Raw genomic sequence first — 20,145 nt, 5'->3', positions numbered from 1 at the left:
TGTGCGGCGCGCCACCGGCCACCCGACAGCCGTCAGCGGGTCAGCCGCACCTGCTGATAGCGCACGAGCTTCCAGTTGTTGAGCCCGTCGCCCCAGGTCTGCCAGCCGCGCAGACCGAGCGAGCGGTACTTGTCCCGCTGCACACCGTCGTTCTTGTTGACCGTGAGCGTGAGCGAGAACGACGGGTCGGCGGGCGACAGCGGAGCGATCCGCTTCCACGGCACCGCGACGAGATAGGTCGTCGTCCCGGCCGCCGCGTCGCGGGACACCCGGACGTCCGCACCGTCCACGGCGCCCACCGGGTAGTCCTTCGGCAGGGACTCGACGAAGACCCCCGGTCCCTCCCGCGTGGTGTCACCGGCGTAGAGCATGTACCAGTCGGCGCCCCAGCGGCCCAGCCCGTCGCCGGGCTTTCCGGGCTGTACGCCGATGCCGATGCTGTCACCGGCGGGCAGCCAGGCCACCTTCTCCGGAGCCCGGTAGTCCTTCTCCCGGACCACGGCGGACACATAGAGGTTCTTGTCGTCCCAGGTCGCCCACATGTCGCCGTCGGCGGCGGAGGCGTCGATCCCCTTGTACGAGCCGACCTCGGACAGGTCCACCTTCGGGACGCCCCGCAGACCGGTGAGCTTTCCGCCCACCAGGCGCGGGGTGGCCCGGGTGACCGGGCTGAAGCCGAAGGAGTCGCTGTCGCGGGCGGTCCGCCCGTCCGCGAGCCGCGCTGTCACCGCCACCGGCTGCACGGCGTAGGCGGACGCCCCGTCGACCTCCGTACGGAAGGTGCGGCTGCCAAGCGGCGGGACGCGGTGCTTGTCGCTTCCGCCGCCCGCGCGTCCGGCGGCCTGGCTTCCGGCCTCCGTGCCTCCGCTTCCTGTGCTTCCGGCGCTCCCGCTTCCGGCCTCCGTGCTGCCGGTTCCCGCGCCCGCGATCCGTCCGGTGCGGTCGCCGAAGGACCAGTCGATGCCGGTCACCGTGACCGGACTGTCCGGCGAGTGGTTGGTGACGGTCACCGCGAGCCGGTCGGTGCGGCTGCCGTGCGTCACCGACATGTCCGGTGCCACATCGACCGTCACCGGCTCCGCGACCACCTCGGTCCCGGCCGCGAGCGCTCCGGCCCGCTTACCGTCCACGGTCACGGCGGCCGCAAGGCCGCGGCTGCCGGGTGTCGCTCCGGCCGGGACCTTCAGCACGGCACTCGCGCGCCGGCCGGGGGCCGCCGTGACGGTGACCCGCTCGCCCTCGACCTCGAAGACGGCGGTGCGCCGGGCCGACGTGCCGCCGTGGCCGCCCGCCGCACGGTTGTCGACGGTCGCGGTCACCGGAACGTCGGCGCCCGCCGCGATGTCGCGCGGCGTGGACAGCGACAGCAACGGCGACTTCTCGACCCTGCTCACCGGGGCCCGCAGATAGAGCGGGTCGCCGGTGGCCGTCAGATGGACCCAGCCACCCACCGGCTCCAGCACCCGCTCGCCGCCGAGCATGTCCACCACCGTGACCGGCTTCGTGGCCCGTATCCGGACCGGTTTGCCGGTGCGGTCGCTGCTCCACAGCACCGTGGTCGTCGAGCCCGCGCCGGGCGAGCCGGGCGCGGAGGCGAAGCGGTACGCGTGCAGGCCGGCGTCGCCGGTGCGCAGCCGTCCGCTGAACGTCGCCTCGGTGAGCTCACGGGCGGCGGTCGCGTAGGCGAGGTAGGCGGGCTTCGGATTGAGCCCGGTGGCCTCGGGCCCGCTGCGGCGCAGCAGACCGAAGTTGTGCTCCCCGTTGCTGGGCCCGTTGCCGTCGTTGATCAGGTCGTACCAGTAGTAACGGGCGACGCCCGCGGCCTTGGCCTCCAGCAGGGCGCGGGCGGTGGCCTGCGCCTGGGTCTGCTCGCTGACGCCGATGCCGTCCCGGTCGGCCGAGGTCCAGCCCTGCTCGGTGATCCAGATCGGGAGCTCCTTGCCGTCGTTGTACTGGCGCATCAGCCGCTTCAGGCCCGCGATGTCGAGTGCGACGCCCTCGGGGGCACCGGGCGCGCGGTAGGGGTGGATGGACACCGCGTCCATGTGTTTCAGCGCGCCGAGGCTGAACAGCTCCTCGAACCAGTCGAGCGGCACCTTGAAGGACGAGGCGCCGACCAGGGTGATCTTCGGGTCGGCGGCCTTGACCGCCGGGTACGCGGCGGCGAGCAGCTTGGCGTAGCACTTCGCGCTCTGCGAGCACACTCCGCTGGAGAAGCCGCCGTAGTACTCGTTCCAGACCTCCAGCGACTCGATGCGGCCCCCGGCCTGCTCGGCGACCTTCCCGGAGTACCTGCCGAACGCTTCGTACGCCTCGGGGGTGCTGGGGATGCCGCCGTAGTCGCCGTTGCCCAGGCCCAGCAGCATCAGACCGTTCTGGCCGCGTGCGCCGAAGTCCGCGGTGACGCGCTCGGTGGCCGCGGGCCACTGGTACGTGCCCTTGGGCCGTTCGATGGAGCCCCAGTAGGTGGAGTCGACCCGCAGGGCGTCGATGCCGGCCCGAGCGGCGAGCGCGGTGGAGTCGTCCCAGGCGTCGTCCGGGGCGGAGCGGTGGTGGTGGTTGACACCGAAGAAGGAGTCGGTGGTCCGCTTCGGGTCAGGGCCGGGGTGCTGCACGGCGAAGCCCGCGGTACGGGAGACGGGGGCGCCGTCGGCGGCGCTGCCCCGCAGCGTCAACGTGTAGTAGCCGAGCGGAAGTTCACCGGCGTCCACCGAACCCTTGCCGGTGGCGGGGTCGATGGCGGCACTGCCGCCGCCCACGGTGCGGCCCCGGTAGTCGCGGACGCTCCAGGGGACGGCGCGGTCGCGGGTGGCGAGGACCCCGAAGGTGGCCTTCTCGCCCGGGTCGAAGAGGTTGCCCGGGGTGGTCACCTCCACCTGGACGTCGTCGGTGTCGACGGGGGAGGGGGCGAGGGCGTAGCGGGCGAAGCAGACCGGTTTGCCGCTGGAGCCCATGTCCTGCGCCCAGGTGGCGATGCGCATGTCACGGCCGTGCTGGCCGCCGGTGAACGCCCCGTCCGGGAGGTAGAAGTGCGCGGTCTTCCAGACGTTGGTGCCGGTGGTGTTGATGATCCGCGAAGTGCGCCAGGGGTTCGAGGCGGCGTCGTAGACCAGGGCGAACTTGGCGTCCGGGCCGTCGAAGTACTCGATGTCGACGCCCGCGAAGTTCTTGCCGCCGTGCTTCAGACCGGCGTCCAGGGTGACGTTGAGGTACTGGTTGGGGCGGCCCGGCCCGATCTCCCAGCAGTCCCGGTCGCCGTAGGTCCTGACGTTGGCGCTCGGCTCGTCGCTGCCGGGGGAGGCGTCGACGGTGGCGCGGCCGGTCTCCAGCGTGCGGCCGAACACGGCTGTGGCCGAGTCGGAGACGGCGCCGTTGCCCCTGCCCGTGCCCGTGGCTGTTCCCGTGCCCGTGGCCGTACCCGTGGCGGAGGCGAAGGCGGGGCCGGAGCCGGGGGCGAGGAGGCCGAGCAGCAGGGGCAGCGTCACCGCCATTGCCGTACCCATCAGCCGACGCTGCGGTCTCTGCCGTTGCCGTTGCCGTTGCCGTGGTCGAAGTCGCATGGCGGGAACTCCCTGATCGTCGCGCACGGGGCCGCTGCGCACGGTCGCCGAGGGGGGGGCGCCGAACCGCATTCCGGGATGTGCGCAAGCGGTTGCTCATCGCGGCACAGACTGATCCGGGTGCCTGCCGCTGTCAAGGGTTTGCGCGGCAATCGACGGCTCCGCACAAGCAGTTGCGCAGGTCGGTAGGCTGCTGCCATGTCGGAACGGAGCAGTGTCACGTTGAGCGATGTCGCGGCGGTCGCCGGAGTGTCGCTCTCGACCGCGTCGAGGGCGCTGAACGGCGGCGGGCGGATCTCCGCGGCGACCCGCGCCCGTATCGCGGAGGTCGCCCTCCGCCTGGACTTCCGCCCCAATGCGCTGGCCCAGTCGTTCGCGCTGGGGCGCAGCCGCACGATCGGCATCCTCGCGTACAACGCGCGGGGCGCGTTCACCGAACCGGTGCTGGTCGGGGCGGTGGCGCACCTGGGCGGCCGGGAACAGGCCTGCCTGCTCTACGACACCGGCTTCGACCCGGACGCGATGGCCGAGAGTGTCCGCAGGCTGCTGGCCCGCCGGGTCGACGGCCTGCTGGTCCTGGGCGACGGGTTCCAGGCCCAACTGCGTTCCGTCACGGGTGACTTCACCGTTCCGGTGGTGTACGCGCACGGCCTCACCGACCGTGCGGCCGACTCCTGCTACGTACCGGACAGCGAGATGGCGGGGCGGCTGGCCGGTGAGCATCTGCTGTCCCTCGGCAGGCGGCGCATCGCGCACATCACCGCCGAGCACCACGACGCCGCGGCGGCCGGACGTGAACGGGGTCTGCTCACCACGCTGGCCGAGGCGGGGCTGTCCGCCGCGGGCGACACGCTCCGGGGCGACTGGAGCCGGGCCTCGGGGGTTGCGGCCTGCCGTCGGCTGATCGAATCCGGCACCCCGTTCGATGCCGTCTTCTGCGGCAACGACCAGATCGCGCTCGGCGTGGAGTCCGTCCTGCTGGAGGCCGGCAGGCGCGTCCCGGACGATGTCGCGCTGGTCGGGGTGGACAACTGGGAGACCGTGATCAGCGGCCAGGGCACACGGCACCTGACCACCGTCGACACCGGGCTGGCCGGTCTGGGTGCCGCCGCGGCGGCCCAGGTGGCCGACGGGCGCGACGACCCCGGGCTGCATGCCCACCCGTGTGAGCTGGTGGTCGGCGCGACGACGGGCGGCGGCCGGCCGGGGGACTGACCCCGGCGAGGTCCGTTGCCGGGGTCCGAACGGTGGGGTCCGGGGGCGCGGGCCGCGCGGTGGCTCGGAACGGCGGGGTCCGGAGGTGCGGGCCGGGCGGTGGGGGCCGAGCGGCGAGGTCCGGGGCGAGTGGTGGGGTCCGGGGCGAGTGGTGGGGTCCGGGGGTGGGCCCGGTACGCCGCCGGGCGGCCCCGTTCCCATCGGTGTGGATGGGTGCGGGGCCGCCCGTGCGGGTGCGTGTGCGGAGGATCAGGCGGCGGCCTTGATCGCGGAGATGTCGAAGTTCAGCTTGACCTTGTCGGCCACCATCACGCCGCCGGTCTCCAGCGCCGCGTTCCAGGTCAGGCCCCAGTCGGAGCGGAGGATGTCCGCGCTGCCCTCGAAGCCGACGCGCTCGTTGCCGTAGACGTCCGTGGCGGAGCCGTTGAACTCCAGGTCGATGGCGAGCGGGCGCGTGACGTCCTTGATGGTCAGGTCGCCGGTCACCCGGTACTTGTCGCCGCCCAGCTGCGCCGCCCCCGTGGAGCGGAACGTCATGAGGGGGAACTTCTCGGCGTCGAAGAAGTCGCCGCTGACCAGGTGGCCGTCGCGGTCGGCGATACCGGTGTTGACGCTGGCGATCTTCACGTCGATCGAGGCGGCGGAGTTCGCGGGGTCGGCACCGTCCAGCTTCAGGGCGCCCTCATGCTCGACGAAGGTGCCACGCACGTTGGTGACCATCGCGTGACGCACGGTGAAGCCGATGCTGCTGTGGGCCGGGTCGATCGTGTAGTCGCCGGACAGGGCGGCCAGTGCAGGGTCAACCGCGGGGGTCTCGGTGGCGGACGGGGCGGTGGTGGACTTGCGGTTGAACAGAGCCATGGCTCCTCCTCGGGGGACGTGATCGAGCGACGGTGAAAGATGTCGGCGGCGTTGTTTAACCTTCAACGAGATTGACTGTAGAGGAATCTAGTTCAAAGTTCAACCTTTATGGTCCCTGTATGGGCGGGGCCGCGTGCGCGTGGGCGGCCCGCGCATCGCGATGTTCACGGGCTTGGGGGCATTGGTACAGCGGTTGGCGCGGAGAACGATCATGGTGCCTGAGTGGCGATCTCCGAGCTCGGGTGAGGCTGGGTCTGGAGCCGGCGGCGGAGATCGACTTCGTCGGCTGTGGGCGGGTCGCCGGGGCGTCGGATACGGAACCGGCGGGGGCGACGGATGTCGTCGACGTCCTGGAGGTCGGCGAAGTCGGCGTGCGCCTGGGCGACGGCCTCGGGGTATGACTCCGGCTTCTCGTGCTCGGCGAGCGCGCGGTAGTTGCTCGCGACGCTGGGGGCCTGACCTTTGCGCTTGCCGGTCAGGATGATCAGATCGGGCTGGATCTGCTCGACCGACTCGCCGTTCGCACGGCGTCGGAGCACGGTGTGCAGCATGTCTTCGGTGATGACGGGCGGGCGGCCGCAGTGCTTGCCCTTGCGGGCCGCCGCGTCGAGTCCTTCGAGGGTCGACTCTTGGATGTTTTCCCGCTCGGTCTCGTTTTGCCGGGCGAAGGTGTCGCCCCCGCCCGGCTGCCTGGACGTCGCCGCTTTTGCCGCCTTACAAGACGCCTCGGACCGGCGTGAACGATCACGAGTGGGGTCGCCGACAGAACAGACCTCGCCACGGCCTCACGTGGCGAGTCCTTTCGGTGATCCGGCAACCGTCAACTCAGACGGGAAGCTCGGTGATGCTGAGGGCGAAGTCCAAGTTCCCCACCCCGTGGTTGGCGAGGCCCACCGTGACCACGCCCGCTCCTTCCAGCCAGTGCGCCATTTTCAGGCCGCCGACGTCCAGCGGGCGCATCCCGAGGCTTTTGATGAACGCTTCCACGCTTGCCTTGGCCTGCGTGCTGTCGCCGGCGATGAAGACGTCGGGCCGACCCTTCTCCAGGACATGGCGGAAGACGGTGTTGAACGCCTTCACCACGCTGGCGCTTGCCGGGGCGGCCTTGGCGACTTCCTGCGCGATCGAGGTCTCCTCGCGGTGGGCCAGCCCATCGAACGTGGAGTTGAAGGGATTGCTGATGTCGATGATGACCTTGCCCGCGAGAGCGTCTCCGTACTGGGCGACGACCGGCACGACGCCGTCGTACAGCAGGGCCACGATGACGATGTCCCCGGCCGGGGCGGTGCCCCATTCTCCCGTCGTGGTGCCGCCGCCGAGAGTTTTGGCCAGGTCGGCGGCCTTGGGCTGATCGCGGCCCATGACCTCGACGGTGTTGCCGCCCGCTATCGCCCGTGCGCCGATGGTGCGGGCCATGTTCCCGGTGCCGATGATGCTGATGCTGCTCACGAGATGTCCTGTCCTGGTTGTGGTTGTCCGGTTCAGATGGCGGTGGTGCCGCCGTCGGCGACGAGTTCCATGCCGTTGACATAGCTGGAGTCGTCGGAGGCGAGGAAGAGGGCGGCGGTGGCGATCTCGTCGGGGCGGCCCATCTGGCCGCGGGGGATGAGGGACTCGAACTGGCGCTTGGTGGCCTCGTCGAAGAGTTCTGCCTGCTTGGCGGTGGCGACCTGGCCGGGGGTCAGGACGTTGACGCGGATGCGGCGGTCCTTGAGTTCGTTGAGCCAGACGCGGGCCCAGGCCTGCTGGACGGCCTTGCTGCCGGCGTAGACGCTCCAGCCGGGGAAGGCGCCGAGGGAGGCGTTGGAGCCGGTCATGAGGATGGAGCCGCCGTCATTGAAGAGCGGGAGGGCCTTTTGGACGGTGAACAGGGTGCCGCGGGCGTTGAGCCCGAACCAGGTGTCGAACTGGGCCTCGGTGATCTCACCGAGCGGGGCGGGCTCGCCCCCGCCGGCGCTGGCCCACAGCACGTCGAGGCTGCCCTTCTCCCGCTTGACGGTGTCGTACAGGCGGTCCAGGTCGTCCAGGTCGGCGGCGTCACCCTGGACGCCGGTGACGTTGCGGCCGATCTGCTTCACGGCCGCGTCCAGGGCGTCCTGGCGGCGGCCGGTGATGAAGACGTGCGCTCCCTCGTCGACGAACAGCTTCGCACCGGCCAGCGCCATGCCGGTGGTGCCGCCGGTGATGACCGCGACCTTGCCGTCGAGCTTTCCCATAGTCATTCCCTTGGGTCGGTGGTGCCGTGTGTGCCTGGGGCGACGGCGCTAAGTACACCGCCTTGTGTGCTTAACGTACGCGGCGGGCGGCCGGGGCGCAATCTATGTACACCGGTCGTTACCCGGCTGCGGTACGCTGGGCCCATGACAGAGTTGGAGAAGGGCCCCACGGGCCGCCGCCGCGGCCGGGGCGCTCGCGAGCGCATCATCAGCGCGGCCCAGCAACTGTTCCGCGAGCAGGGCATCAACCGCACCGGCATGGACCAGCTCTGCGCGGCGGCCGAGGTGTCCAAGCGAACGGCCTACCAGCACTTCACCGGCAAGGACGAACTCGTCGCCGAGTACCTGCGCCGGTTCGACCCCGCCGTTCTGTCCGGTGTGTTCGACCGCGCCGACCTCACGCCCCGCGAACGGCTCCTCGCCGCCTTCGACATCCCCCCCACCACCCCCCTGTGCCCCTACATCGCCGCCGCCGTCGAACTCCACGACCCCCAACACCCCGCATCCCAGTACGCACGCGACTACAAGAAAGCCGTCGCCGCGCGGCTCGCCGACACCGCCCGCGAAGCCGGTGCCGCCGACCCTGAACAGCTCGGCGAGCAGCTCGCGCTGCTCATCGACGGCGCCGCGGCCCGCACCCGGGTCCTCGACGCCGACGCCTTCCCCATCGCCGCCGCCATCGCCGCCGTCCTCATCGCCACCGCCATCCCCGCCACAGCCGGCGATGACCGGCGACGGGAGGGAGTGTCAAGCTGACTTGGGTGTAGCGAGAGCTACACCCATCCGGGCTTTCCGAGACGTCCTTGATGCCGAGCTGCTCGGCCAGGTGCTCCACCACCGGCCACGGCACGCCCAGCGGATCGTCCGGCAGGAGCCTGCCGATGTAGCGCACCGGGCATATCTGCGGAGCGAAGCCCAGTTGGTGGTACCGCGTACGCCGCAGCGCGATCAGGTCGCGGTCCACGTCGTCCAGGAAGAAGAAGCGCTCCAACTCCGGGCGCGTCGGCTCCTCGACGAATTTTCCGTACGCCTCGGCCTGGTCGAAGTTCACCGCTCACTGCTCAAGATCGTTCTCGGCGCCAACCGCTGTACCGATGTTCCCCAAGCCCCGGTTCACCACATAGCAACACGCCACCCTCTGGCGGACGCGCGTAGAGCTCGGGCACTATCTCCCTGCCGGTACGTGTCTTCCGCGTGGCCGTGCACCCCACAAATTGTCATGAGCAGGAGGAATCCCCCCATGGTGACCCAGGCGACCCGCCCGAGACTCCGTTCCGCCCTCACCGCCCTGGCCCTCGTCCTCGGCGCACTCTTCGCCCCCGGCATCGGCGCCCTCGGCGGCGGCGCCACCGAGGCGCACGCCGACACCAAGCTGACCCACTCCCAGGCGGCCTCACGCTTCTCCTCGTCCGGGGTCACCTGGTCGTCCTCGGGCGGCTGCTCCGACCGGAACGTCCCCACGTGCACGTCGTTCGACCAGCTGAACCAGGCGACCGCCCAGGGCGCCCAGACGCTGAAGAGCGCCACGGGCTGCGCGCTCAACATCACCGGCGGCACCGAGACCGGGCACGCCGGCGGTACGTACTCCCACTGGAACGGCTACAAGCTCGACTTCGCCAAGAGCAGCTGCGTCACCAACTACGTCACGGGCGTCTTCACCTACATCGGTGTGCGCGGCGACGGTGCACCCCAGTACCAGTCCGGCTCCGGCAACATCTACGCGGACGAGGGCAACCACTGGGACGTGACGTTCTACAACTGCGGCGGCTGCTGACCGCGGACCCCGGGAACGGTTGACCGGGCATCCCCGCAACGGCCGGCCACGGACCATCCGGGAACCACCGGCCACGGGTCATCCCGCAACAGCCGGCCGCGGACCGGCGGGCCCGGCGACCGTGAACCACCGACCGCGGGCCCCGCGAACATACGAGTGCCCCCGTCCCGCCGGACGGGGGCACCCGCGTCTATGGAGGCGTAACGCCTCGTCAGGGGATCGGGTCGACCGTGGGGCCCTCCTGCGCGAGCAGGTCGCGGGCGAACTGCTCCCACTGCGCGTACCGGTCGGGATACGCGGAACGCTGCACCGCCTGGCACACGTCACCGGGAGCCATGGACTCCCAGCCGGTGATCTGGATCAGTCCGGGGTTGTTGCCGAACGGCGCCACCCCGTAGAAGGACTTGGACGACGTGGCGACATCCGTGATCTGCTCCGGAGTGCCCCAGCCGGTGCTGGGCCGCTGCTGGAAGATGCCCAGCGAGTCATGGTCGACGGGAACCGTGTAGTTGACGAACTTCGATTCCTGCATGGCCGTCATCAGGGCGATGACCTGACCCTGTTCCGGTATCTGTGCGCCCTTTCCGACGCCGATGACCGTGCGGGCGTTGGCGAGCTCTTCGGGGCCGAGGTCGGACGGCGCGGTGAAGACCGTACGCAATTCACTGTCCGGAGCCGCGTCGAGCAGTCGGGCGGTGACGGCGTCCATGGAACCGGTGGGGCGGAGTCCGTGGTTCGCCTGGAAAGCGCGCAGGCCGTGGGGGGCGGGGTCGGGGGTGGATGCCGCGTGGGCGGTGGCCGGCAGGGAGAGCAGAATTCCGGCTGCGGCCAGACATACGAGCATGCGGTGGGGGGTTGAGTTCTTTCGCATACCGCACGGTGTCGCGTATCCGAATCCAAAGTCAAGACTGTTGCATAAAAGGGAAGTTGGCAAAACCGGCACCCCCATTGCCTGCCGGGTGTTCTTTCAGCGGTCGGACCAATGGCAGGGAAAATGCGCCGGTGAACACCACCTTTCGCGCGGGGACATCGGGACCTACGCTCCGAAAGGTCCAGCGGGCCGGCCGAATTGGCCCCACGTCGACCCGGCCGCAGCGAGCCCCTCTCCACAGGAGCTGTCCCATGCACCGATCCCCCCACTCCCTGACGCGCCGCTCGCTCCTGCGGGCCGGTACGGGCGTCGTCCTCGCCGCGGCGGGCGTCGCCGCGGGCAGCACGGCCGCGGGCGCCGCCGGGAGCGGCGAGCGACTGATCACCGGCGGGAAGGTGCGCAACCTCACCGGCCCGGCGGAGACCGGCCGCTTCGCTGCTCCCTGGACCGACCTGGGCATCCCCGCCCGCTGCCCCGACGGCTCCATGCTCTTCGTCGGGGGCGACACCTTCGACGGAGGCGGTGTGGGCGGCCCCGACTGGCGGTCACCGGTGGGCCTGCGGTCCCGCAACGCCTCCCTCGGCTCCCTCGTCATCGACGACAGCGTGGGAGGCGCCCATGCCGTGGGCCTGGTCCCCGAGGGGCACGACGGCGGCACCACCGCCATTCCCTCCGATGTGTTCACCATCGGCGACACGATGTACATGCACCTCATGCGCGGAGTGATTTACCAGACCCACCACTCCGATTTCTGGCGCTCCCGGGACAACGGGGAGACCTGGGAGTACCTCTGCCAATGGGCGGGCGACCAGTACAACGGGCAGTTCCAGCAGAAGACCTACGCGGTGGCGGACGACGGATACTGCTACGTCCTGTCCACGGTGTTCAACCGGGATGTGACGTCGGACCTGCTGCTCCACCGGGTTCCGCAGGACGCCCTCGGAAATCCCGCGGCATACGAGCCCTGGGGGTACGCGAACGGGGTCTGGGCCTGGGGCAACTATCCGACCTCGGTCATCGGGCCGCGCCGATGGGGCGAGATCTGCTTCCGCGCCATGGACGGAAAATACGCACTCAGCTGGCTCAATATGGCCCCGCTCGACATGCGCGCCCAGATTTTCGCGCTGCCCACGTCCAATCTGTTCGCCACACCGGAACAGACCATCATCGTCCCGACCGTGCCAGGACTGGAATTCGGCAATGCGGTGGCGAGTCCGTACGGCGGTTTCATCATCCCGGGATCGACCTTCGCGGACTTCCATATCGCCGTCAGCCAGTGGTACGACGACCAGAACTACCGGGTGATGCAGTACCGCATCAACGGGCTGAGCGGGTAGGGCACCGGCCGTGGACAGCGCCGGCCGGTGACGCACGGAGGTGCCCCCGCCCCGCGGGGCGGGGGCACCCGCGCACCCTGGTGGGGCAGGGTCAGGAACCCACGCTCACCGTGAAGCGCCGCGGGTTGCCGTCGTGCGCCGCGCCCGAGACGTCCGGCCGGCCGTCGGGGCGTACGTCGTCGTACGGGAAGGCGTAGCCGATCGGGCTGTTGGCGTGGACGACCCGCGACCAGTGGTTGGTCACCGTGCCCCGGTAGTAGTCCGCCGCCGTGGTGCCGTTCGGCTGCTGCGGGTGGCTGAGCATGATCGAGCGGTTGAAGCCCGCCGCCAGCCGCGCCAGGAGCGCCTTCTTGTCGTCGGAGTCGCCCGGGTTGTTGGTGAACGGCCCGTGGTTGCAGGTGAAGATGTCCTTCGACACCGGCTTGACGAAGGTGTGGCCGCCCGCGAACGTCAGCGTGTCACCGCTGACCCGCCCGGCGAGTGTGCCCCGGCCGCCCTGGAGATCGATGCGCAGGTCGGTGGAGCGGTACTTGTTCCAGACCTCGTCGATCTGCGCCGTGAACAGGTCCCGGAACGGCATCTGGTCCGGCCGGTCGAAGAACGGGGCCATCAGGTTCTGCGGCGAGATGACCCGCAGCACATGGCCGTCCGATCCCCGGGTGACCAGCTTGTCCCAGGGCTGCCCGTCCGTGGCCGCCTGTGCCGTGAGGCCGTCGGCGATCCGCTGCACGGCGCCGTCCGGGAGCGGTGCGACGGTGTGGGTGGAGTCGCCCTCCAGCGTCAGCCCGATCGGCAGCGCGGTCACCAGGTCGACGTAACTGATGTTCGCGAACAGCTGCTGCGGGTTGAAGGTGAACTCGCAGAACGACCAGGTCCGCCCGTAGTTCGGGTCCGTGGGTGTCGCGAAGGCCGGTTCCACCAGGGAGGGGCCGGGGTTCAGATAGAAGTCCAGCTTGCCGTCGCGTACGAAGTAGACACGGGCCCCGTACATCTGGGGAAGCGTCAGGACGACCGGTCCCGCGCCCGCGCCCTTCAGCGGAATGGCGCAGTCGACCGGCAGCGGGGTCTGCGGCGCGCCGGGGGAGTCCGGGTGGTAGACGCCGCCGTCCGCGCGCAGCAGCACCCAGCGGTCGGTGCCCTGCTCGTGGCCGGTGACATAGGCATGCACCGTGCCCGGCAACGAGCGGTTCTCCAGGGCCAGTTCACAGGTCGCGGGTGCCGCGGAGGCGCGGGGGCTCAGGGCGCTTCCCCAGAGCGGGTAGGTCAGCGCCGTGGCCGAGGCGGCGGCGCCCGTCAGGAACATTCTGCGCGAGATCACGAGGGACTCCCGAGGTGTGTGGGGGCCGCAGACGGGGATCGCGGGGGTGGTGGGGGGAAAGCCGGGACAGCGGGGCGTCTGCGGTGCGCACCACTCTCGCGACGCCCGGGGTGGGCGTCAATACTTGTGACTGAGAGCGCTCTCAGAAATTCTGGGTCTTCACCACTCGACGCTGATTCATGGCACTTGGCGGGCTCCGTCCGGAAGCGGACGGGGCCGGACCGACGGGACGGCGGCGTCGGTGATCACCAAATGAACGCGCGACCGGGTCCGGCCCGTGCGCGCCCGACTTGGACTAACGCACGGCGGTTGTTGGACTGCGACGGCCCTTGAGGGCGTACGTCGTTGACGCTGTCCCGACACGGCGACTACTCAGGGGCCATGTCGCGAAGATTCACTTCGGCCGGCGCCGTCGCCGCCGCCTCAGCAGCCGTCCTGGCGCTCGTGGGGACCAGCCTCCCCGCCGCAGCCGCCGACCCGCTCCCCGCCGCAGCCGAGGCGGCCGACCCCAGCGGCTCCGCCGCCATCGGATCCGCGCAGCTCTCCGTCGCCGTCGCCGACGACTTCCCGCGCGTCCTGTCGTACACCGACCGGGCCAGTGGGAAGCGGCTCCTCGGCAGCACCCGGCCGGTCACCGCCGTCACCCTCAACGGCACCGCCCACCCGGTCGCCCTCAAGGGCGCACCCAAGGTCACCGCCTCCACCGCCCGCTACACCCTCACCTTCACCGACCTGCCCGGCATCGAGATCGACGCCACGCTCTCCGTCTCCGGGCGCGCCACCACCTTCCAGGTGACCGCCGTCCGCGACACCGCGGCGTTCCGGGTCGGCACCATCGACATACCCGGGCACGACCTGGTCTCCGTCGGCTCCGCGGACACCGGCGCGGCGACCGCCTTCACCAAGCTCGACCCGGACTCGACGCGGACCGCCGACGTCTTCGGGAAGGTCACCGCGGACACGGCGGCCGACCCCGCACCCGTCGGCGCCAGCTATGCGATCGTCCACACCGGCGCCCTCGCCGCGGCCGTCGAGTCCAACTCCTCCTACGACAAGCCCGCGGGCGCCACCGGTGGCGACGACGCCCGCTTCTGGCACCAGGCCCGCAAGGCCGAGGACGGCGGCGTCCGGGTCGGCGTCTGGTCCGGCCAGTGGACCTACCGGGGCGAGGGCGCGCCGAAGCCCGAGAGCGGGGCGGACCTCCCCTGGGCGAAGGTCGTCGTCACGCCCGATGCCAACGGGGACAGGACCGTCGACTGGCAGGACGGCGCCATCGCCTTCCGCGGCATCGGCATCGCCGCACCCGGTGGCGAGGACACCCCGGACCGGGTCATCACCCACATCCCGTTCAACTTCGCCAGCCAGGCCACCCACCCCTTCCTGCGCACCCTGGACGACGTCAAGCGGATCTCGCAGGCCACCGACGGCCTCGGCCAGCTCGCCCTCCTCAAGGGCTACGGCTCCGAGGGGCACGACTCCGCCCACCCCGACTACGGCGGCAACTACAACAAGCGCGCCGGCGGGCTGAAGGACCTCAACGCGCTGCTCAAGAACGGCAAGAAGTGGGGCGCCACCTTCGGCGTCCACGTCAACGCCACCGAGTCGTACCCCGAGGCGAAGGCCTTCGACGAGAAGCTGGTCGACAGGACCAAGCCCGGCTGGAACTGGCTCAACCAGAGCTACTACATCGACCAGCGCCGCGACATCAACAGCGGCGACCTGGCCCGGCGCTTCCAGCAGCTGCGCGACGAGACCGACAAGAACCTCAGCCTGCTCTACATCGACGTCTACTACTCCCACGGCTGGATCGCCGACAAGACGCTCCAGGCCGTGCAGCGGCAGGGCTGGAACGTCGGCACCGAGTGGGCCGACAAGTTCGAGCGCGGCTCCCTGTGGTCGCACTGGGCGAACGACCTGAACTACGGCGGGGCCACCAACAAGGGCCTCAACTCGCAGATCATCCGGTTCATCCGCAACGGCGAGAAGGACATCTGGAACAACGACCCGGTCCTCGGCCAGAGCGCCATCGAGGAGTTCGAGGGCTGGACGGGCGAGACCGACTGGAACGCCTTCTACGCCAACATCTGGCAGCGGAACCTGCCCGCGAAGTACCTCCAGCAGGAGCGGATCACCCGCTGGGCCGGCAACGACATCACCTTCACCGGTGGTGTGCGGGGCACGGTCGAGGACGGGAAGCGCACCTTCTACGACCACGGCCGCAAGGTCCTCAGCGGCAGCGACTACCTCCTGCCGTGGGACGGCGGGAAGAAGCTGTACCACTACAACAAGGCTGGTGGCAGCAGTAGTTGGGAGGTGCCCGGCAAGGGTGCGTACACCGTCTACAAGCTCACCGACAACGGCCGCGAGAAGGTCACCACCGTCCGCCCCACGGACGGGAGGATCACGCTGAAGGCCGCCGCCGGGCAGCCGTACGTCCTCTACCCGGACCACGCCCCGAAGGCCGCCGACCCCCGCTGGGGCGAGGGCACCCCGGTCGCCGACCCCGGCTTCAACGACAACGGGCTCGACGCCTGGACCCGTACCGGCACCGCCACCCGCGACACCGACGGCCAGGGCCGCAACAGCGTCGAGCTCTCGGGCTCACCGGCCGCCTCGGTCTCCCAGCGCGTCACCGGCCTCAAGCCCGGCAAGCGCTACACCGCCTCGGCCCTCATCGAGGTGGAGCCCGGCGGGAGCAGGCACACCAGCCTCTCCGCGGGCGGGAAGTCCGTCGCCGTGGACCGCTCCACCGCGAAGGATCAGGTCGCCGCCTCCGACTGGAACGGGACGTACTTCCAGCGGGCCAAGGTGAACTTCACCGCCCCCGCGAACGGCCGCACCACACTCCGTATCGAAGCGGCCGGGGGCAGTACGGTCACGGTCCGCGCCGATGACGTACGCCTGGTCGAGAACGCGCCCACGACCAGGAAGAACACGGTCGTGTACGAGGACTTCGAGGACGTCGACCAGGGCTGGGGACCCTTCCTCAAGGGTGACGCGGGCGGCAGCACCGACCCCCGCACCAGCGTCTCCCAGCTGCACGCCCCGTACACGCAGGCCGGCTGGAACGGAAAGCGCGTCGATGATGTGCTGGGCGGCAAGGAGTCGCTGAAGGCCCACGAGGAGAACACCGGCCTCGTCTACCGCACGGCCCCCTGGACCGTGCCCATGACCGACGGCCGCCGCTACCGGGTCGAGTACGACTACCAGTCCAGCCACGCCGGGGCCTACGAGTGGGTCGACGGCTACGACCGGATCACCGCCGACGGCACCCCCGCCGCCACCGCGACCCGGACCACCCCCATCGGTGAGCAGCGCACCACCGGCCACTTCACCGAGACGCTCACCGCGGGCTGCGGCGACACCTGGACCGGGCTGCGCAAGCGCGGGGACGCCCCCGAGGGCGCCGACTTCGTCCTCGACGGCTTCACCGTCACCGACCTCGGCCCGGCCCCGGCCGGTGAGGAGGCCGTCTGCGGAACCCTCGCCCTCGCCGCCGACGCCGAGACCCTGGTGCCCGGCGAAGCCAACACGGTGAAGGCATCCTTCAGCAACTTCGAGACCACGGCGGCGACCGGCGTCGAGGTGGCCCTCACCGTGCCCGAGGGCTGGACCGCACAGCCCGCGGGCGCCGTCACGTTCGACTCGGTCGCGCCGGGCGCGAAGGCCACCGGCACCTGGCGGGTCACCCCGCCGCTGGACGCCGAGTACCGGACGTACCAGCTGAGTTCGCAGGCCACGTACACGGTCGGCGGTACGGGGCGGAAGCTGGGCGCGCAGACGTCCGTACGGACCCTGCCGCCGCCGCCCACCACGGACAGCTGGGCCAGTGACCTGGACTGGACGGCCTCCGAGAACGGCTGGGGACCGGTCGAGCGCGACCTCTCCAACGGTGAGACGGGGACCGGCGACGGCTCCCCGCTGAAGATCGGCGGGGTCACGTACGCCAAGGGCATCGGCACCCACGCCCCGGCGAAGGTCCGCTACTACCTGGGCGGGAAGTGCACCTCCCTCACCGCCGAGGTGGGCGTGGACGATGCGCAGACCTCGCGCGGCAGCGTGCGGTTCTCCGTCACCGCGGACGGCACCGGCAAGGTGACATCGCCGGTGCTCAAGGCGACCGACGCCGCCTGGCCGCTCACCGCCGATGTGACCGGCGCGCGGTATGTCGAGCTGGTCGTCGACGACGGCGGCGACGGCAACGGCAACGACCACGCCGACTGGGGCAACGCCCGCTTCCACTGCGGGAGCTGAGAGGGACAGGGGGCGCGGCCGGCATCCGGCCGCGCCCCCTCGGCCGCTGCTCCCGCTCTTCCGTCCCGACCGGGCCCGTGCTAGACCGGCGGGCGCCCGGTCCACACCGTTCGGGGCCCCGGCCGGCCGCCCGGACCAGGTCGCACGACCGGGTCCGGGCCGGGCGTCCGGGCCCCCCGCCCCCGGAGGTTCACCCGTGCCGCTCATGTCCGACGCCGCCTGGTCGCGCCGTGCCTTCCTGGCCACCGGCAGCGCCACCGCCCTCGGCCTCTCCCTGCCGGGACCGGCCCACGCCGCCGGCCCCTCACCGGCCCCCGACGACACGGAGTTCGACACCCTCCGCCTGCGCTGGACCGGCCTCGCCCTCGGCACCGGCTACGACGCGGCCGTCGAGCCCTACGCCTCCCGCCTCGCCGCGACCGGCGCGTCCGCCGCCGGATTCCGTACGTCCATGAGCCCGGCCCCGCACTCCCTCTGGCCCGGCCTGACCTTCGACCCGCCGTCCGGCATCACCCAGAGCTACAGCCGCCTGTGGACCATGACCCGGGCGTACGCCCAGCCGGGTACCGGACACACCGGGGACGCCGGACTCCTCGCCGATGTCCTGCGTGGCCTCGACCACCTCGGCACGACGGTCTACAACCCGTCCACCACCCGCTACGGGAACTGGTGGGAGTGGCAGATCGGCAGCCCCCGCCTGCTCATGGACATCGTCGCCGTCCTCCACGACCACCTCACCGAGGAGCAGCGGCAGGCCGCCTGCGCGGCCGTCGACCACTTCATCCCCGACGCCATGCTCCGCGACTACAGCGGCACCTCCACCGGCGCCAACCGGGTCGACCTCTGCCGCTCCGTCGCCCTGCGCGGCATCCTCGGCCGGCAGGCGGCCAAGACCGCGCTGGCCCGCGACGCCCTCTCGCCCGTCTTCCCGTACGTGACGAAGGGCGACGGGCTCTACGCCGACGGCTCCTTCGTCCAGCACACCTGGGTCGCCTACTCGGGGACGTACGGACAGGTCATGCTCGACGGCCTCGGCCGGCTGTTCGCGCTGCTCGCCGGGTCCACCTGGGCGGTCACCGACCCGGGCCGGCAGACCATCCTGGACAGCGTCGAGCGGGCCTACGCGCCCTTGATCCTCAACGGCCTGGCGATGGACAGCGTCAACGGCCGCGCCATCAGCCGGGGTCTGCTCAAGGGCGACGAGCGCCAGGTGCTGCGCGGCGACCACTTCCACGGGCAGGGCCTGATCGCGGCCATCGCGCTGCTCGCGGGCGGGGCGTCCGCCGCCGAGCGCGACCGGTGGAACGGGATGATCAAGGGCTGGATCGAGCGGGACACCACCTCCCCGATCCTCGCCGCCCCGCAGTTCGACATCGGCGACCTCGCCCGGCTGCACGCCGCCGCGGCGGCCCCCGTCCCCGCCGCCCCGGAGCCCGTCGGCCACACCCTGTTCGCGGCCATGGACCGGGCCGTCCACCGCCGCCCCGGCTGGGCCGCCAACATCGCCATGTCCTCGGAGCGCATCAGTTCCTACGAGTGCGGCAACGGCGAGAACCCGCGCGCCTGGCACACCGGGGCGGGGATGCTCTACTGGTGGCCGGGGACCGAGCGGGGCGACCAGTACACCGACTGGTTCTGGCCAACCGTCAACTGGTACCGCCTGCCCGGCATCACCGTCTCCACCAAGCGCCTCGCCGACCGGGCGGGCGGCGAATGGGGCGAGCCCCGGCCCGCCGTACGGTGGACCGGCGGCGCCCACGACGGGGAGTTCGCCGCGGTGGGGCAGCACATCAAGGGCCTCGGCTCCACCCTGGAGGCCCGCAAGTCCTGGTTCTGCGCCGCCGACGCGATCATCTGCCTCGGCGCGGGGATCACCGCCACCGACGGGGTGCCCGTCGAGACGGTCGTGGACAACCGCAACCTCGGCCCGGACGGCGACGCCCACCCCTTCACGCTCGACGGCCGGGACCGCCCGCGCTGGGCCCACCTGGAAGGACACGGCGGCTGGGTCCTGCCCGGCGGCGCCGCCCTGCGCACGCTGCGCGAGGCCAGGACCGGTGCCTGGGCCGACATCAACACCACCAGCTCCACCGCCCGCGAGACCCGCCACTGGCAGACGCTCTGGCTCGACCACGGCACCGACCCGGTGGGCGCCGACTACGTCTATCTGCTGATGCCGGGAGCCGACCGGCGCACGGTGGCGGCCAGGGGAGCGGACCGGGGCTGGTTGAAGGTTCTCGCCAACACGGCCGCGGCGCAGGCCGTCGCCGTCCGCTCGCTGGGCCTGACCGCCGCGAACTTCTGGCAGCCCGGCGCGGCGGGGCCGCTTTCCGCCACGGGCCCGGCGAGCGTCCTTGTCAGGCAGGGGCGGCACTCCACTACGCTCTGTGTCAGCGGACCCGACCGGTCGGGCGCCCCGGTGGACGTGGTCTGGGACCGCCCGGTGCGTACGGTGGTCCGTACCGATCCGGGGATCGAGGTCCGCGCGACCGGCAACCGGCTCGTGCTGCGCGCCTCGCCGGGTACCGAAGGCGCCACACTGCGCTGCGAGGTGCGCTGACCAGTCCTGTCGTGTGCTGTACACCTCACCACTCCGCTTTGTGGGAGATCCACAAAGCGGAGTGGTACTGGGCTGGTGGTTCGGCTGCATGGGGAACGGGTTCTGTCCACTCCCACCACCAAACGGGGCAGGAGACTGTCCGGAGTCGACGGCAGGGTTTCTGGGTCGGGGTTCGTAGG

At 71.1% G+C, this 20,145-nt stretch carries 13 protein-coding genes and 1 pseudogene; 6 read left to right on the top strand and 8 right to left on the bottom strand.

Annotated elements, in window-relative coordinates; all coding sequences use genetic code 11:
- Positions 1-32: 32 nt before the first annotated feature.
- Positions 33-3,503 (bottom strand): glycosyl hydrolase, encoded by a 3,471-nt coding sequence (locus A6A29_RS35645; RefSeq protein ID WP_143197138.1) that lies wholly within the window; start codon positions 3,501-3,503, stop codon positions 33-35.
- 255 nt (positions 3,504-3,758) lie between these two features.
- Between A6A29_RS35645 and A6A29_RS35640 the strand changes: the two genes are divergently transcribed.
- Positions 3,759-4,775 carry a LacI family DNA-binding transcriptional regulator gene (locus tag A6A29_RS35640; protein ID WP_073726978.1) on the top strand — a complete coding sequence of 339 codons (1,017 nt, stop codon included), beginning with the start codon at positions 3,759-3,761 and terminating at the stop codon, positions 4,773-4,775.
- Between the two features lie 249 nt (positions 4,776-5,024).
- On the opposite strand, the gene A6A29_RS35635 is transcribed toward A6A29_RS35640, so the two are convergent.
- From A6A29_RS35635 to A6A29_RS35620, 4 genes are all read right to left on the bottom strand, one after another.
- Positions 5,025-5,636, bottom strand: coding sequence for a YceI family protein (locus A6A29_RS35635; RefSeq protein ID WP_073726976.1), 612 nt, complete (start codon positions 5,634-5,636; stop codon positions 5,025-5,027).
- A gap of 209 nt (positions 5,637-5,845) precedes the next feature.
- Positions 5,846-6,175, bottom strand: coding sequence for a hypothetical protein (locus tag A6A29_RS47215; RefSeq protein WP_241838772.1), 330 nt, complete (start codon positions 6,173-6,175; stop codon positions 5,846-5,848).
- 286 nt (positions 6,176-6,461) lie between these two features.
- A complete protein-coding gene (locus A6A29_RS35625) occupies positions 6,462-7,085 on the bottom strand; it encodes an NADPH-dependent F420 reductase (RefSeq protein WP_073726974.1) in 624 nt (207 codons plus the stop codon).
- A gap of 32 nt (positions 7,086-7,117) precedes the next feature.
- Positions 7,118-7,852 (bottom strand): SDR family NAD(P)-dependent oxidoreductase, encoded by a 735-nt coding sequence (locus A6A29_RS35620; protein ID WP_073726972.1) that lies wholly within the window; start codon positions 7,850-7,852, stop codon positions 7,118-7,120.
- 144 nt (positions 7,853-7,996) lie between these two features.
- On the opposite strand from A6A29_RS35620, the gene A6A29_RS35615 reads away from it, so the two are divergent.
- A complete protein-coding gene (locus tag A6A29_RS35615) occupies positions 7,997-8,608 on the top strand; it encodes a TetR/AcrR family transcriptional regulator (protein ID WP_073726970.1) in 612 nt (203 codons plus the stop codon).
- 1 nt (position 8,609) lies between these two features.
- On the opposite strand, the pseudogene A6A29_RS35610 reads toward A6A29_RS35615, so the two are convergent.
- Positions 8,610-8,903: pseudogene (locus tag A6A29_RS35610) on the bottom strand (DUF4158 domain-containing protein); the annotation flags it as partial.
- Between the two features lie 189 nt (positions 8,904-9,092).
- Between A6A29_RS35610 and A6A29_RS35605 the strand changes: the two are divergent.
- Complete coding sequence (locus tag A6A29_RS35605) at positions 9,093-9,626, top strand: hypothetical protein (protein WP_073726968.1); 534 nt, start codon at positions 9,093-9,095, stop codon at positions 9,624-9,626.
- A gap of 211 nt (positions 9,627-9,837) precedes the next feature.
- Here A6A29_RS35605 and A6A29_RS35600 read toward each other — a convergent pair whose 3' ends face one another.
- Positions 9,838-10,497 carry a peptidoglycan-binding protein gene (locus A6A29_RS35600; protein ID WP_073726966.1) on the bottom strand — a complete coding sequence of 220 codons (660 nt, stop codon included), beginning with the start codon at positions 10,495-10,497 and terminating at the stop codon, positions 9,838-9,840.
- Between the two features lie 251 nt (positions 10,498-10,748).
- Here A6A29_RS35600 and A6A29_RS35595 point away from each other — a divergent pair, with 251 nt between their 5' ends.
- Entirely contained in the window at positions 10,749-11,834 is a 1,086-nt protein-coding gene (locus A6A29_RS35595) for a DUF4185 domain-containing protein (RefSeq protein WP_073726964.1), read from the top strand.
- A 91-nt stretch (positions 11,835-11,925) separates the two neighbouring features.
- Here the strand turns inward: A6A29_RS35595 and A6A29_RS35590 are convergent, their stop codons facing one another.
- The gene (locus A6A29_RS35590; protein ID WP_198953525.1) at positions 11,926-13,137 is read right to left on the bottom strand and encodes a glycoside hydrolase family 64 protein; all 1,212 of its coding nucleotides are present in this window, start codon (positions 13,135-13,137) and stop codon (positions 11,926-11,928) included.
- 396 nt (positions 13,138-13,533) lie between these two features.
- Here A6A29_RS35590 and A6A29_RS35585 point away from each other — a divergent pair, with 396 nt between their 5' ends.
- Together A6A29_RS35585 and A6A29_RS35580 are read left to right on the top strand one after the other, a co-directional pair.
- The gene (locus tag A6A29_RS35585; protein ID WP_073726960.1) at positions 13,534-17,406 is read left to right on the top strand and encodes an endo-alpha-N-acetylgalactosaminidase family protein; all 3,873 of its coding nucleotides are present in this window, start codon (positions 13,534-13,536) and stop codon (positions 17,404-17,406) included.
- Between the two features lie 205 nt (positions 17,407-17,611).
- Positions 17,612-19,966, top strand: a complete 2,355-nt coding sequence (locus tag A6A29_RS35580; protein WP_079183172.1) for a polysaccharide lyase 8 family protein — start codon at positions 17,612-17,614, stop codon at positions 19,964-19,966.
- Positions 19,967-20,145: the final 179 nt, after the last annotated feature.

Origin of the sequence: Streptomyces sp. TSRI0281, from assembly GCF_001905125.1 — a bacterium.
Taxonomy (GTDB): domain Bacteria; phylum Actinomycetota; class Actinomycetes; order Streptomycetales; family Streptomycetaceae; genus Streptomyces.
Note: the sequence above shows the minus strand (reverse complement) of the source record. Positions and strands in the feature narration are given on the sequence as shown.